At 65.3% G+C, this 15236-nt stretch carries 13 protein-coding genes; 5 read left to right on the top strand and 8 right to left on the bottom strand.

Annotated elements, in window-relative coordinates; translation table 11 throughout:
• The first annotated feature begins 2 nt into the window (after positions 1-2).
• Positions 3-743 carry an alpha/beta fold hydrolase gene (locus E7T10_RS04170; RefSeq protein ID WP_137720854.1) on the top strand — a complete coding sequence of 247 codons (741 nt, stop codon included), beginning with the start codon at positions 3-5 and terminating at the stop codon, positions 741-743.
• 154 nt (positions 744-897) lie between these two features.
• Here the strand turns inward: E7T10_RS04170 and aguB are convergent, their stop codons facing one another.
• From aguB to E7T10_RS04145, 5 genes are all read right to left on the bottom strand, one after another.
• Positions 898-1761 carry an N-carbamoylputrescine amidase gene (gene aguB / locus E7T10_RS04165; RefSeq protein ID WP_137720853.1) on the bottom strand — a complete coding sequence of 288 codons (864 nt, stop codon included), beginning with the start codon at positions 1759-1761 and terminating at the stop codon, positions 898-900.
• Complete coding sequence (locus E7T10_RS04160; protein WP_137720852.1) at positions 1758-2777, bottom strand: agmatine deiminase family protein; 1020 nt, start codon at positions 2775-2777, stop codon at positions 1758-1760. Before E7T10_RS04160 ends, aguB begins: the two co-directional genes overlap by 4 nt.
• A gap of 133 nt (positions 2778-2910) precedes the next feature.
• Entirely contained in the window at positions 2911-5424 is a 2514-nt protein-coding gene (locus tag E7T10_RS04155; RefSeq protein ID WP_137720851.1) for a TonB-dependent receptor, read from the bottom strand.
• A gap of 169 nt (positions 5425-5593) precedes the next feature.
• The gene (locus E7T10_RS04150) at positions 5594-6724 is read right to left on the bottom strand and encodes a capsular biosynthesis protein (protein WP_137720850.1); all 1131 of its coding nucleotides are present in this window, start codon (positions 6722-6724) and stop codon (positions 5594-5596) included.
• Positions 6725-7244: 520 nt separating this feature from the next.
• Complete coding sequence (locus E7T10_RS04145; RefSeq protein ID WP_137720849.1) at positions 7245-8399, bottom strand: OmpA family protein; 1155 nt, start codon at positions 8397-8399, stop codon at positions 7245-7247.
• A 155-nt stretch (positions 8400-8554) separates the two neighbouring features.
• Here E7T10_RS04145 and E7T10_RS04140 point away from each other — a divergent pair, with 155 nt between their 5' ends.
• Both E7T10_RS04140 and E7T10_RS04135 read left to right on the top strand, forming a co-directional pair.
• The gene (locus E7T10_RS04140) at positions 8555-9463 is read left to right on the top strand and encodes an SDR family NAD(P)-dependent oxidoreductase (protein WP_137720848.1); all 909 of its coding nucleotides are present in this window, start codon (positions 8555-8557) and stop codon (positions 9461-9463) included.
• A 225-nt stretch (positions 9464-9688) separates the two neighbouring features.
• On the top strand, positions 9689-10891 hold the full coding sequence (locus tag E7T10_RS04135; RefSeq protein ID WP_137720847.1) for an acetyl-CoA C-acyltransferase: 1203 nt from the start codon (positions 9689-9691) through the stop codon (positions 10889-10891).
• A gap of 139 nt (positions 10892-11030) precedes the next feature.
• Here the strand turns inward: E7T10_RS04135 and E7T10_RS04130 are convergent, their stop codons facing one another.
• The 3 genes from E7T10_RS04130 to E7T10_RS04120 are packed head-to-tail and all read right to left on the bottom strand — an operon-like array spanning position 11031 to position 12759.
• Positions 11031-11594, bottom strand: a complete 564-nt coding sequence (locus E7T10_RS04130) for a demethoxyubiquinone hydroxylase family protein (RefSeq protein WP_137720846.1) — start codon at positions 11592-11594, stop codon at positions 11031-11033.
• 4 nt (positions 11595-11598) lie between these two features.
• The gene (locus E7T10_RS04125) at positions 11599-12144 is read right to left on the bottom strand and encodes a disulfide bond formation protein B (protein ID WP_137720845.1); all 546 of its coding nucleotides are present in this window, start codon (positions 12142-12144) and stop codon (positions 11599-11601) included.
• Positions 12145-12183: 39 nt separating this feature from the next.
• On the bottom strand, positions 12184-12759 hold the full coding sequence (locus E7T10_RS04120) for a YqaA family protein (RefSeq protein ID WP_137720844.1): 576 nt from the start codon (positions 12757-12759) through the stop codon (positions 12184-12186).
• 87 nt (positions 12760-12846) lie between these two features.
• On the opposite strand from E7T10_RS04120, the gene E7T10_RS04115 reads away from it, so the two are divergent.
• On the top strand, positions 12847-13491 hold the full coding sequence (locus E7T10_RS04115; protein WP_137720843.1) for an exopolysaccharide biosynthesis protein: 645 nt from the start codon (positions 12847-12849) through the stop codon (positions 13489-13491).
• Positions 13492-13573: 82 nt separating this feature from the next.
• Complete coding sequence (locus tag E7T10_RS04110) at positions 13574-15166, top strand: hypothetical protein (protein WP_137720842.1); 1593 nt, start codon at positions 13574-13576, stop codon at positions 15164-15166.
• Positions 15167-15236: the final 70 nt, after the last annotated feature.

The following is a 15236-nucleotide window of genomic DNA, read 5'->3' as shown; positions in this document are numbered from 1 at the left end:
CCATGACCGACATCCAGCACCTGTCCCGCCCCGACGGCGAAACCCTGGCCTTCAAGCGCGTCGAAGGCGACGGCCCGACCGTGATCTGGGTCGGCGGCTTCCGCTCGGACATGGAGGGGACCAAGGCCCTGGCCCTGGACGTCGCCGCGCGCGAACGCGGCTGGAACTTCATCCGCTACGACCATTTCGCCCATGGCCAGTCCTCCGGCGACTGGAGACAGGCCACCATCGGTCGCTGGCGCGAGGACGCCGTCGCCCTGATCGACAGCCTGTCCGGCCCGGTCATTCCGGTCGGCTCCTCGATGGGCGGCTGGGTCTCGCTGCTGGCGACCCTGGCGCGGCCGGACCGGATCAAGGGTCTGGTGCTGGTCAATCCGGCCCAGGACTTCACCAAACGGCTGATGTGGCCCGGCCTGGCCGACCACGAGCGTCAAGCCATCCTGCGCGAGGGCGAAACCCTGATCGTCGAGGAGGGTCTGGGCGAATATGTCCTGACGCGGCGCATGTTCGAAGAGGCGCGCGATTGGCTGCTGCTGGACGGCGTGATCGACATCGCCGCTCCGGTTCATGTCCTGCAAGGCCGCGCCGACGACGTCGTGCCGTGGCGACATCAGGTCGAACTGGTCGAACGGCTGACGGGCGGCGATGTGCGCCTGGACCTGATCGAGGGCGGCGATCACCGGCTTTCGACGCCCTCCGACCTCGACCGACTTATCGCGGCGGTCGAGGCGATGCGGGGCTAAAAATCCTCCCCCGTTCACGGGGGAGGGGAACCACGAAGTGGTGGAGGGGGCGGATACGGAACTGACCTCGGCCGCATCTTACGCACGGTGCGGGGCTCGCCCCCCCACCGCCTGCGGCGGTCCCCCTCCCCCGCTGACGCGGGGGAGGATCGGATCAGCCTTTACCCGTCAACGCCCCGTACAGGTCCGTCCGGCGATCGCGGAAGAAGCCCCAGGCCGCGCGATATTTGTCCAGCTCGTCCAGATCGAAGCGGTGCACCAGCACCCCCTCCTCCTCGGCGCCCAGTTGCTCGACCAATTCGCCCTGCTGATCGGCGATAAAGGAATGGCCGTAGAAGGTCTGGCCGACCTCGGTCACGCGCTCATTCCCAATCCGGTTGGCGCCGACGACCGGCACGGCGTTCGACACCGCGTGTCCCTGCATGGCCCGCCGCCACGGCTCGGCCGTGTGCAGGGTCGCATCATGCGGCTCGGTGCCGATGGCGGTCGGATACATCAGGACGTCTGCGCCCATCAGCATCATCGCCCGCGCCGCTTCCGGGAACCACTGGTCCCAGCAGATGCCGACCCCGACCTTGCCAAAGCGGGTCTTCCAGACCTTGAATCCAGTGTCGCCCGGCCGGAAATAATACTTCTCCTGATAGCCGGGACCGTCGGGGATATGGCTCTTGCGATAGACGCCCAGCGCCTCGCCGTCGGCATCCAGCATGACCAGCGAGTTGTAATACTGCGGCCCGTCCTTCTCGAAGATCGAGACCGGAATGGCCACGCCCAGTTCCTTGGCCACCGGCGCCATGGCCACAACGCATGGATGTTCGCGCCACTCATAAGCCTGCGTGAACCAGTGCTCTTCCTGCGAGACGCAGAAATACGGGCCCTGGAAAAGTTCCGACGGCAGGATCACCTGCGCGCCCCGACTAGCCGCCTCGCGCACGAAGGCGATGGTCTTGTCGATGTTCGCCTGCATGTCCTCGCCGTACGAGGTCTGGATGCCGGCGACGGTGATGTTGCGGGTCATGCGGGCTCCTGCTGGGAGATGCAGTGGAACGAGCCGCCGCCGGTCAGGATGGCGTTGGACGGCAGCGGGATGATCTCACGATCGGGGAAGGCGTCCTTCAACGCCTGACAGGCCATGTCGGCGGCGCGCGCATCGCCATAGGTGGGAACGATCACGGCGCCGTTGGCGATCAGGAAGTTCATGTGGCTGGCCGGGATCGGGCGCTCGTCCTCGTCCAGCACCAGGCCCGGCGACGGGATGCGCACGACCTTCAGCCGACGCCCCGCCGCATCGGTCACGGCGGCCAGATCGCGCGCCGTCGCGTCATAGACGTCGGCGTTGACGTCGTTCGTGCCCCAGGCGACCGGGCAGGCCACCACGCCCGGCGCGACAAACCGCGCCAGATTATCGACGTGCCCGTCGGTGTGGTCGTTCAGCAAACCGTCGCCAAGCCACACCACCACCTTGGCGCCGACCGCCTTTTCCAGCGCCGCCGCCGCGACGGCTTCATCCTGGTTCCACGCCGGATTGCGGTTCGGGTTCAGCAGGCACTGGCGCGTGGTCAGAACGCTCCCCTCCCCGTCGTGATCCAGCGACCCGCCCTCCATGACAAAGTCGTTCCAGGTCAGGTCCACGCCCGCATGTCGGCCGATCTGGCCGGCGACCAGGTCGTCGCCCGGCATGTCATATTTTCCGCCCCAGCCGTTGAACTTGAACGCGGCGGCCGTCCTGGATCCCGCGCCGAAGATCGGCCCGGTGTCGCGCAGCCACACGTCGCCGAACTCGCCGGCCACGACCTCGACATTGGCCACACCCGCAAAACGCGCCTGGGCGTCGGCCAGTACCTCGGCCTTGCCGACCAATAGCTTGACCTGCTCGCGCCCCGGTCCGGCCAGGGCCCGCACCAGACCCTCGACCTCGTCCTGCGCCTGTTCCAGCGCCTCGAACCAATATTCCGCATGGCTGGGCCAACCCACCCACATGGCGCGGTGCGGCGCCCATTCTGCGGGGATGGCGGCAGCAGTCGGATCGGTCATGCGGGCGTCCTCAAGAAGGGCCGAACTGGGAGCCGCGCCATATGGCCCCAAGCGCCCCCGACTTCAACGTCAGCCACGAAAAAGGGCGGCCCGCGAACGGACCGCCCTTCGTCGTTTCAGTCTGGCTTAAGCCTTAGAAGGCGTAGCGCAGGGTCGCCATCATGGTGCGCGGCGCGCCGACGCCGGCGAACGAGCGGCTATAACCCAGTTGGCCAGGGGTGCCCGACGCGCGGGTTCCAAGGGTGCTGTAGTACTGCTCATCGAACAGGTTGGTGACGTTGAACTGCAGATAGGTGCCTTCGAAGCCCAGCGGGGCAAAGTCGAAACGGGCGTCCAGATCGACCACGGTGTAGGCGTCGACCTTCAGGTCATTGACATCGGTGACCCAACGCTCTCCGGTGTATTTACCTTGGATGCCGGCCGAGAAGATGTCGTTGAACTGGTAAGACGCACGCAGCGAGTACATCTGGTCGGGAGTTTCAACCTGCTTCTTGCCCTTGGTCTGAAGGCGGTTGCCTGCGCGATCATAGACATAGTCGTCTTGCAGTTCGCTATCCAGGAACGAGGCCGAACCGTAGAGGCTCAGCGCCTGGATCGGCGACCAACCCACCGAGATTTCAACACCCTTGGATTCAACCGAACCCACGTTGCGATCGACGAACTGATCCAGATCCGGCTCGAAGGTGCTGACGATGCGGTTATCGAACTGGTTGAAGAAGCCCGAAGCCTGAGCAATCAGCGTGCCCGCCGTGTAGCGGTAGCCGAAGTCGATGTTCTTGGACGTCTCCGGCTGCACGGTCGGATTGCCGATCGAGCCGTCCGCCAGACGGGTCGCCGCATAGAGGCTGTCCGTACGCGGCGCCGAAAGCGACTCCGAATAGCTGGCGTAGATCGACTGAGCGCCGCCGAACTTATAGGTGGCGCCGACGTTCGGCAGGACGTCGTCGTACTTCACGGTGCGCGAGTACGGAGCGACGTATTGGGTGGTTCCACGACCGGCGAAGGTCACGTTGCCGTTGGCCAAGGTCGTCGCCGGCACTTCCGAGGTGCAGATCACGTTGGAAGAGGCGTTCTGCGTGTAGCAGAACTGGTTGAGTTCACGCGAGAAGAACGGCGCGCGGACGCCGATATTCACGGTCAGAGCTTCATCCAAGAAGCGACCGATGTACTCGACCGAGAACTGGTTCAGTTCGGCATAGGACAGGCGGTCACGCGAACGCAGGGCGAAGCCGTCCAGGTTCACGACCCGGTTGCCCTCTTCCTTCAGGCCGCCGAACTCGTCCACGAAGCTCGGGTTCGTCGGGTTCGAGAAGTCGATGCGGCCGTAAAGGCCGGTCTGGCGGTGACGACCCCAATCCAGCGCATAGGCGGCGCGCAGACGGTGATGGTCGTTCAGATCCCAGATCAGCGAACTGTTCAGGGTGTAGCGCTGGGTGTGGGTGTTTGACGGCGTCATGACGCGAACGCGGTCCAGAATGTCGCCGTCGCCATTCAGGTCGACGCCGCCCGTCGTACGGGTGCCGCGCAGCAACAGGTCGTTCTCGGCCAGCACGGTTTGTTGCGAACCGCCATTGGCAAGGGTGTAAGAGAACGACGGGTCGATCGTCAGGATCAGGCCGTCAGCCAAGGTGAAGCGCGACTGACCGCGGATGTTGCCCGTGTCGGACGGGTTGATGCGCAAACCCCAGTAGTTGGCGCCGTTGGTATCTACGTCTGCTACGCCAGGACGAACCGTCGGCGCGGTGTAAGTGCGATCGAAATCGACGCCCCAGCCGAACGGGCTGGTTTCAACGTCGCTGACGCAGACCTGGGTTCGCGCAACGTCGCAGAAGCCGGTCGCGGTGGCCAGGTTCGGGCCATTGTAGTTGTTGTTGCGGTTCTCGTTCCAGTGAGCCGCCAGCGAAATGAAGTCGCCATTGTCGCGCAGCGGTTGATAAATGCGGGCGTTGTATTGCGTTTTTTCAAGCTCGCCGATGCCTTTGAACTTGTCATACTTCTGGTGCGAAGCGGCGAACCAGGCCGAGGTGCCCCACGGACCAACGGCGCCGGTATCGATCAAACCCATGATGCGATTGTAGCTGAAGTCGCCCAGCGAACCTTGCAACCAGCCGCCAAAATCGGCGGCCGGGCGGCGCGTGACGTAGTTGATCGTGCCGCCGGTCGCCGAAGCGGTCGGGCTATCGACGTCGGTCGAACCGGTGTTGATCGAGGCGCGTTCGATCAGTTCGGGATCAAGCTGCTGGTTGGTGTAGGTGGCGTAGTTGCCGGTGTCGTTCAACGGGATACCATCGAAGGTCAGCGACACGCGGTTGCCGTCGAAGCCGCGCAGACGGATGTTGCCGCCCGACGAACCGTACGGATCGGCGTTGGTGAAGCTGAGGCCCGGCGTCAGATTAAGGGTCTGAAGAATGGTCTGGCCGGCCGACTGAGTCGCGATGAACTCCTGGCCAATGGTGTTGCGTGTCTTGGCGACAGTCTCGGCGGTTGCAAGACCCTCAATGGTGCGCTGTCCGCGAACCCCGGTAACGACGACTTCGCCGACTTCGGTCGCTTCGGTGCCGGTCGATTGGGCGGAGGCGGTTCCGGCGAAGGCTAGCGAGCCGGCAAGGGCGGTGGTCGCCCAGATCAGGCTTTTGCGAGTAATCATTACATCTATCCCCAGATGGACGGCGCGAATGGCTCTGGCGTCAGGCGTCCATCGCCTGTCGCAATCCAGCCCCCTCTAGGGCGCATGTTGAAACCTTGGGCGACAGTTATGTAACAGCAATATGACAGAGACAGAGGGTGGTCTGGGCGCCACACCTTACGGGGGTCAGCTAGGCTAACGCCCGCTCAAAAACGTCCGCGATGCCATTGGCCGTCGGCACGATGGCGTGCGGCTCATGATAATTGCCGTTCACCTGGCTTTGGGCGATCACATGCGCACGGAATCGTGTGAACAGGTCGCTATCCGGCGCCTCCGGCGCGCGCCAGAAATCATCCAGCGGCTTCTGATCGGTCAATCCCTCGAAATCGAAGAAGGCGTCTCCCAGCACCTTGACCGGCGTATGGAAACCCAGCGCCGACAAGGCGGCGCTGGAGTTGTTGACCACCATGCCTTGCGAGGCGCGGCACAGGGCCGCAAGGTTGCCGCCATCGATGAAATCGACACGGCCGGCGACGCCATACCGCTCAGCAAGACGCAGCGTAATGGCGCGCAGATTGACCAGGCCGGGATCAAGCGGATGGTTCTTCACGACCAGACGCGTCTTCGGCAGCGCCTTGGCGGCGAAACTGGCGATCACCGCCGTGAGGAAGGCGCGGTTGTCGCAATAGCGCGAATAGCGCAGCAGCTGCGCGTCGCCCTCGCGCTGCAGACACGCGATGAAGAAGTCGCCCCTGGCCTTTATGACGTCGGCGTCACAGTTTTCAGCCCGTCTGAACGCCAGGCTCAAATAGCGCCGGATGTGACCGAGGCACTGGTCCAGCGGCGAGAACACGTAAGGCGCCGTGTAGTTCGGGAACAGGGCTTTTCCCGCCACCTGCACCGTGTGGTAGGCGCTGATGTTGGCGACGTGATGCGGCAGGATTTTTCCGACCGTAAAGGGTTCAGGCAGCAGTGGCGCAGGCTCGGGATAGCCGCCCTTAAACCGCGGCAGGGCGCTCGAGCCATTGACGCCGTTTCGCTCGACCGTGATCCAGTCGGGACGGAAATAGCCGTTTTCCAAAACCCAGACGCGCGCTTGCAAACGGTCGGACGCCGCTAGGACCGCTCGGTTGTACTCTCCGGCCTCGCCAAACAGGATTATGTCGGTGAACGCCGAGGCGAACTCGATCAACCCTTCGGTCCATGCCTTCGCCGTGTCCTTGAACACAATGCCCCCGGACCGACGCCAGTTCATCGCGTCGCCGGCATTGAAGATCATGCGGTTCACATTGGCGCCCCGCGCCTCAAGAACCGAGGCCATCACCGCACCGAATCGCCCAAACGGCGCCGAAACGATCAGGAAGCGACGACCCGCCAAGGCGGTCGGACCGAACTTTCTTTTGGCCGGGAAAGCGGAAATCGTCGCCGAGTGCGAAGGCCGCGACGCCTGCAATCTCGGACGGACCTCGGGACGCACCGCATCGCCGCGAAGCCGATATCTGCGCCGACGTCTTGCCGACAGAAGTCTGGAGGATGATCGCAAATCCACCATCACGCCTATCCTCTATCCGCCACCGAGGCGTGCATTGCTGCGCTCCGGCTGCGACCGAGATGTCTGTGATTACGGATCATCGCCATGCTTGTGTCCCGCAGTTTGGACGCGATCAATTGAAATCGCTCAAGTCCCGGGGATTTTGAAACGCAGGACGGTTGGCGTTGCTTTACGGCACCAAAACCGCCGCCGCCCAAAGGGCGACGGCGGCATGATGTTGTCAAATCGACGAACTTCATGACCTCGGGAGCGCCGGGCCGGATGAACCGCACCGGCGCGCCTTCGGATCTTAGAAGTTGATGTCGATGGTCGCGCGGCGGTTGAGCGGTTCGCGCACACCGTCGGCGGTCGGCTTGGCCAGGTTGGTCTCGCCCTTGCCGTCCAGGGCGATGACACCGCCGTTGACGCCCGAGGCGACCAGCGCGTCCGCGACGGTGCGCGAACGACGGTTGGACAGACCCAGGTTATAGGCAGCCGAACCCGAGGTGTCGGTGTAGCCGACGATCAGGACGCGCGTCGGTGCGCCCGACTTGGCGTAGTTGGCGGCCTGCGTCACCACCGAACGGGCTTCCGCAGTCAGGTCCGAGCGATCCCAGTCGAAGTAGACCACGAACTGGCGAGGCATCGGCTTCTGAGCGACCGGCGGCGGGGGCGGCGGGGGCGGAGGAGGCGGCGGGGGCGGCGGGGGCGGGGGAGGCGGCGGCGGCGGCGCGTCTTCCGCACCGAAGCTGTAGCGCAGACCCAGAGTCACGGTGTGCGACTGATCGTAGTCGCCGTCCCATTCGCCGAACGACGTGGCGCCCACGCCCGTACCGACCGTCGTCGAGGCGAAGTTAGCGTCGCCCGTCAGGTAGCGGTAGGTCAGGTCGATGTTGGCGCGGTCGCCCACAGCCCAAGCCAGACCGGCGATCGCTTGAGCAGCGAACTTGGTCGAGGTGTCGTCCGCGGTGAAGACGGCGCCGCGGTTGGCGCGCAAGTTGCCGGTTATGTCCGTCTTGACGTGGTTCACACCAGCGCCAAGGCCGACGAAGGGACGGATACCCCAAGCTTCGTAACCGAAGTCGTAGATGATGTTCGCCATCAGGGTCATCGATTCGATGTCGCCTTCAGGAGAGAAGCAACCGCCCGTCGCAGGGGTGAAGTTGCAGACGCCCTGAGTGCCCGAAACGGCCCGAACGGTGCCGACGTCGCCCGAGCGATAGCCGCCTTCGAGTTCCGCACGCCAGTTGGGGTTGAAACGATAACCGAGGCGAGCGAACGCCGCCCAGCCATCGTTCACTTCGTAGTTCCAGTTGGCATTGGTAGTCGACGATTCGGCGTTGATCTCGTCGATCCATTGATAACCGGCGTCGATCGCCCCGTACCAACCATTGGGTTCTGCCGATGCGGCTCCGGCTGCGAACAGCCCAGCTGCGGCGACAGAGGCGAGAAGTTTGAGCTTCATAGCTTCCTCACTGTTTGAATGCGCGAAGCTGCACAATAGCACAGCATTCACGGGACCGAACGGCGTGGCTGGCGCACGGTTCCGCGGTTGAGCTACGATTGTGTCGACTGTGGCGCCGTTTCAACACATTGGGCGCTTGCGAAAGGAGACGGATTATGGCGATGCGGTTTGACGCACAGGTGGCGATCGTAACGGGGGCCGGCGGCGGCCTGGGGCGCGAACACGCTCTGGCTCTTGCGGCGCGCGGGGCGAAAGTGGTCGTCAACGACCTGGGCGGGGCGCGCGACGGTTCGGGCGGGTCGGCGACAGCGGCGGAATCGGTCGTGGCGGAAATCGAGGCGGCCGGTGGCGAGGCCATGGCCAATGCGGCCTCGGTGACGGACTTCGCCGCAGTCCAGGCCATGGTGGATCAGGCCATGGCGAAATGGGGCCGGATCGACATCCTGGTGAACAACGCCGGCGTCCTGCGCGACAAGACCTTCGCAAAGATGGAGATCGAGGACTTCCGTTTCGTCGTCGACGTTCACCTGATGGGCGCTGTCAACTGCACCAAGGCCGTATGGGAAATCATGCGCGGGCAGAACTACGGCCGGATCGTGATGACGACCTCGTCGTCTGGCCTGTACGGCAACTTCGGCCAGTCGAACTATGGCGCGGCCAAGATGGCGCTGGTCGGCCTGATGCAGACCTTGTCGATCGAGGGGGCCAAGAACGACATCCGCGTCAACTGCCTGGCGCCCACCGCCCACACCCGCATGACCGAGGATCTGGGCGCCGCCCTGCCTCTGGAGGCCCTGGCCCCGGCTCTCGTCACGCCCGGCCTGCTTTACCTGGTCAGCCAGGAGGCGCCGAGCCGCGCCATCCTGGCCGCCGGCGCCGGCGGGTTCGAGCGCGCCTATGTCACTCTGACCCAAGGCGACTTCGTCACCGGCGACGATGCGCCAGAACAGGTCGCCGCCCGCTTCAACGCCATCTCGGACCGCGCGGGCGAGATCGTGCCGGACATGGGCGCCGCCCAGGGCATGATCGAACTGACCAAGGCGCAGAAGGCGCACGGCGGCTGACCAAATAAGGCGCCTTGCGTTGACGCGACGTGAGGCGCCTAACTTGGCGTCAGAGGAAACCGGCCTCAAGCAGCGCGTACGCGCGTAGGCCAAACAGGAACGGCCTCAAGCAGCGCCAAGCGCGATAGGCCAAACAGGAACGGCCTCAAGCAGCGCCAAGCGCAATAGGCCAAACAAGAATGGGCTCAAGTAGCCCGAAGGGCGATAGCCCCAGGAGGAAAGCCCATGCGCGAAGCCGTCATCGTCTCCACCGCCCGTACGCCCATCGGGCGCGCCTATCGCGGCGCCTTCAACGACACCCAGGCGCAGCAACTCGGCGCCCATGCGGTCAAGCACGCAGTCCAGCGCGCCGGCGTCGATCCGGCCGAGATCGAGGACGTGATCATGGGCGCGGCCCTGCAGCAGGGTTCGACCGGCACCAACGTCGCGCGCCAGATCGCGCTCGCCGCCGGCCTGCCCTCCTCCGTTCCCGGCATGAGCCTGGACCGTCAGTGCGCCTCGGGCCTGATGGGCATCGCCACGGCGGCGAAACAGGTCGTCTTCGATCAGCAGAAGATGGCCGTCGGCGGCGGGCTGGAAAGCATCTCCCTGGTCCAGAACCAGAATATGAACCTGTACCGGATGAAGGACGAGGCGCTGCTGAAGCAGTCGCCCCACATCTATATGTCGATGCTGGAGACGGCCGAGGTGGTGTCGCGCCGCTACGGCGTCAGCCGCGACCGCCAGGACGACTATGCGCTGAAATCCCAGCAGCGCACCGCCGCCGCCCAGGACGCCGGTCGCTTCGACGCCGAGATCGTGCCGATGACCACCACCATGCTGGTCATGGACAAGGCCACCGGGCAGACCTCATCGAAAGAGGTCACCCTGTCCAAGGACGAGGGCAACCGTCCCGACACGACGCTGGAAGGGCTGAAGGCGCTGAAGCCCGTCTTCGGCGGCGGTGAGGAGATCCAGACGGGCGAGTTCATCACCGCCGGCAACGCCTCGCAGCTGTCGGACGGCGCCTCGGCCTGCGTCGTCATGGTGGCCGGCGAGGCGGTGAAGCGTAACCTGCAACCGCTCGGCGCCTACCGCGGCATGGCCGTCGCCGGCTGCGAGCCGGACGAAATGGGTATCGGCCCGGTCTATGCCGTGCCCAAACTGCTGAAGCGCCACGGCCTGACGATGGACGACATCGGCATCTGGGAGCTGAACGAGGCCTTCGCGGCCCAGGTTCTGTATTGCCAAGACACGCTGGGCATTCCCGACGACCGCCTGAACGTCTCGGGCGGCGCCATCTCCATCGGCCACCCCTACGGCATGTCCGGCGCCCGCATGACCGGCCACGTCCTGATCGAGGGCAAGCGTCGCGGCGCCAAATACGGCGTCGTCACCATGTGCATCGGTGGCGGCATGGGGGCTGCGGGATTGTTCGAGATCTATTGAAGATTTCACACCCACCCAAACTCGTCATCCTCGGGCTTGACCCGAGGATCAGACGCGGACTTGGCTGTGCGTCGCCTTGGCGCGATGCGGCGGACCACCCGGCCCTCGGATCAAGCCCGAGGGTGACGGTGGCTTAGTGTCACACCCGCTCGCTGATCTTGATCGCCGCCTTGCAGCCGACCTTGATCACGCCGGATAGCAGGCGATAGGCAGGCGCTTCGCGGCTGCCGTGTTCGATGGCGTGATCGTGGTGGGCCAGTTCCTCGTCGCGGAACTGTTTCAGCTCGGCGGCCAGGGCCGGATCGCGGTCGCCGATCTCGGCGATCTGGTCGGAATAGTGTTTCTCGATCACGCTCTCGACCGCCTCGGTGCAGGCGTGCGCCGCCTTTTCACCCATCAGGGCGGTGCCGGCGCCCAGCGCCGAGGCGGCGATGCGCCACAGGGGCGTCATGACCGTGGGCCGCACCCGCCGCTCGTTCAGCAGCCGCTCGAAGCGCGCCAGATGCACCGCTTCCTGGTCCTGCATCTCCGACAGGTCGCGGGCGATGCCGTCACGCCCCTTGCGCCCCTCGAACACCGCCTTCTGGGCGCGATAGATCAGGACGGCCGCATATTCCCCGGCGTGGTCGACGCGCAAGATTTCGTCCATCCGCGCCTTGTCGGCGCCTTGGCCAGGACGAGGGAGGGGAATGGAATGGCTCATTGCATCAGGCCTTTTCGATCCGGGGCGCGCGGGCGTCCTTGGGACGTTTCGCCGCCAACAGGCTGAACACCGCAAGCGCCGAGGCGATGATCGCGTTCCATCCCGCCATCGACAGACCCAGCCAGCTCCAGGCCACATCGCCGCAGCCGATCACCTTGGTCACCGGCCCCGTGCCCATGGCCAAGGCCGTCAGACTGTCCATATCGACCGAGCCGCCGACGGACGAACAGGTCGCAGGCAGCGCCCACCATTTGTATTCGCCGCCCATGTGGAAGATGGCTGTGATGGCGCCTGTGGCGAACACGGCCGCCAGCAGGAAGGCGGCGATGCGCGGCGTGCCCCGGCGTCCGCCGCTGAAAAGGGTCCAACCCGTGGCCAGCACAGCGACGACGACGGCGCCCCAATAGACCTCGCGTTGCTTCAGACACAGGTTGCAGGGCGCCAGGCCGCCGAACCGTTCGAACGCATGGGCCGCGCCCAGCATGGCCAGCGACGCGGCCAGGGCGAAGGCGGTCCACCAACGGGTCAGAAGGCGATAGATATCGATCATCTTGAAACGGTCTTACCCCGCCCCTGCGGCCGCGTCGACTTACAGAAGCTTCAGGACGACGATCAGCCCGACCAGCGCGACCAGGCCGATCACGCTCCACATCGCCAGCCGCTTTTCCACCTGCGCCAGCATGGCCGGCCCCCAGCGCTTCAGGATCCACGCCTCCAGGAAGAACCGTCCGCCCCGCGTCACGACCGACGCGGCGATGAAGACCGGAAAGCTGAACGCCGCCAAGCCCGAGGCGATGGTCACCAGCTTGTAGGGGATGGGCGTCAGCCCCTTGATCAGAATGACCCACAGACCCCACTGATCGAACCAGGCGCGGAACTGCTCCAGTCCGTCCGAATGGCCCAGCACCCGCATGATCGCCAGACCCAGATCGGTCAGGAAATAGCCTATCGCATAACCGAGAATCCCGCCCAGAACCGACGCTGCGGTGCAAACGGCGGCGTAGACATACGCCTTGTTCGGCCGCGCCAAAATCATGGGCGCCAGCATCACGTCGGGCGGGATCGGAAAGAACGAACTCTCGGCGAAGGAGACGACCGCCAGGGCCTTTGTCGCATGGCGGCTGCGCGCCAGGTCGAAGACGCGGTCATAGAGTTTGCGCAGCATGGCGATCCTTAAGGCGGCACGGCGCGTTAGCACCCCTGCGGCGTTGCGTCATCCTCGGCCGTTACGTCCACCTGCTAGAGCGCCTGAATGACGACCTCCGCCTCTTCCCCGTCCACGGTCCAGCAGGACGACGTCAGCCATAACGTCACCCGGCTGCTGCGGCGGCTGGCCGATGACGGCGGCGACGCGGGCCTGACCCTGCACGAAATCCGCGACCGGCTGGACGAGCGCGCCTATGGGCTGTTGATCCTTCTGCTCTCCATCCCCTGCCTGGTGCCGGGCCTCTACGGCGTGCCGCAGGTGGTCGGGCTGATCGTCATCCTGCTGGCTGGCCAGATGCTGGTCGGGCGCGAGGAGCCTTGGCTGCCGCGCTGGTTTCTGAACCTGCGGTGCAAAGGATCGTGGCTGAAGGCCATGGCCGATTTCGCCGAAACCAAACTGGGCTGGATCGACCGGCTGTCGCGCCCCCGCCTTCGCCGCTTCGCCGATGGGCCGGGCGAAAAGCTGGCCGCCGTCTTCATGATCCTGGCGACCGTGACCATCGTCATGCCCCTGACCAACACCATCCCCTCCATCGCCCTGGCCCTGCTGTCAGTCGGCCTGATCCAGCGCGACGGCCTGTTCGTCCTCGCCGGCTGCGCCGTCACGACCGTCTGGCTGGCCCTCCTGGGCGCGCTCGGGACCGGCCTTCTGATGGGCGCCGAATGGGCCACGCGCTGGCTGCCGGGCTGACGCAACCGTAAGATATCGGCCGTCAAATCGCCTCAGTTGTTTTGGTCAGTATGCTCACGCTTGGTGGTGGGAGCCCAAAGACTTGACCTCGAATCTGATCGGCCTCGTCGCCGCACTCGGCCTCGCTTTCGCAGCCGCCGCCCCCGCCTCGGCTCAACAGGCCGCGACGATCGAGGCGCGCACCGCGCCGGGCGGCGTTCTGGTGACCTGGAAGCTGGCCCAGCCGACCACCGAGGTCGCCTTCCTGGACCAGGACATCATCCGCACCCTCTGGACGGTGAAGACCCCCGGCCTGTCCCTTTCGGACGGCGTCGTGAAGTCCGACCAGCCGTTCGACGCCTTCGAAATTCTGATCGCGCCTGACGCGGCCGAGGTGGACCGCGTCTATATCGGCCTGGTGCGGGTGGGGTCGGGCCAGAGCCTTTATGGACCCGCGCTGGCGCTGAAGGACATGGACGCCGAACTGACCGTCAAGGCGGCCCCAAGTGAAACCGCCACGCCTCAATGCGACGCGATCAAGAGCTACGTCTATGTCGGACCGACGTCGGCCGTGACGCAGGATGACGGCGGCGTGGTCGTCGTCGGGGACACCGTTCCCGCATCCCTGCGCACCGCGATGACTGAGGGCTTTCTGGCGGCCCAGGGATTCTATGGCGCTCGCCTCGGCCGCGACCTGCCCTATGCGCCGACCCTGATCGTCACCACCGACAGCCCCGGCCCGACGACATACCGGGGCGATGTGACCGACAATGGCGTCATCTCCCTGCGCTTTCATGGCTCGGACTGGTCCGCGCCCGCGCCCGATGTGATCGAACAGTTGTCGACCTTCGTCTGGCACGAGACGTTGCACCTGTGGAACAGCCATGCGGTGACGACCAAGGACGGCGCCAGCGCGCCTTGGCTGCATGAGGGCGGGGCCGAATACGGCGCATTGGTCGCCGCCCTGTCCACGGGAACGATCGACGAGGCTCAATTGAAGACCTCGCTGGCGCGACGGCTTAACGCTTGTCGCGCCGCCCTTGGCGACCGCCCTGACGCCGAACAGCGTCTGCGCACCGGAAACGCCATCTACAACTGCGGCGTCGTCGTGCAGTGGATCGCGGACCTGGAGAGCCGCCGCGCCTCCGACGGCCGCGCGGACATCTTCGACATCTGGAAGGCCATGCTCCAGTCCGGTCGTGCGGAGGACGGTTATGGGGTGGCGGACTTCCGCAGCCGCCTGACGCCGGACACCGCCGTCGCCGTCCTGCTGGACGGTCCCGGCGCGGACCGCTGGGCCGACATACAGACCCGCCTCTCCGCACTGGGCGTCACCCTGATCAATCGGCCCAGTCCGCGTGACCTCCGTCAGGCCGCTCTGTTCCACATGGTCGATCAGAACTGCGGCGGCGAGGGCGGCTTCTCTACAGACAACGGCCGGATCAAGCTGGACTCCGGCGACCGATGCGGCGCCCTGTCCGGCGATCCCGTCGTCGTCGCGATCGAAGATCTGGACCCGATGTCGAACGGTCAGGGCGTCTTCCAGGCCGTCCAGGCCCGTTGCGCCGAAAACCTGCCCATCCGCTACACCCTGGCGGACGGCAAGACGGTCGAGGCGGTCTGCAAGGCGCCGCTTAAAGCCCCCGATCTCTGGGCAGTGGATGCGATGCCGGACCTCAGGGCGCGACGCACCTGAGTTCTTGATAATTTGGCTTTAACGATACTCGCACGCTCGCCCGTCATCACGACCCCGTGGCTTCGTCTTG

The sequence above is a fragment of the Brevundimonas sp. SGAir0440 genome, assembly GCF_005484585.1.
Classification (GTDB): domain Bacteria; phylum Pseudomonadota; class Alphaproteobacteria; order Caulobacterales; family Caulobacteraceae; genus Brevundimonas.
Note: the sequence above shows the minus strand (reverse complement) of the source record. Positions and strands in the feature narration are given on the sequence as shown.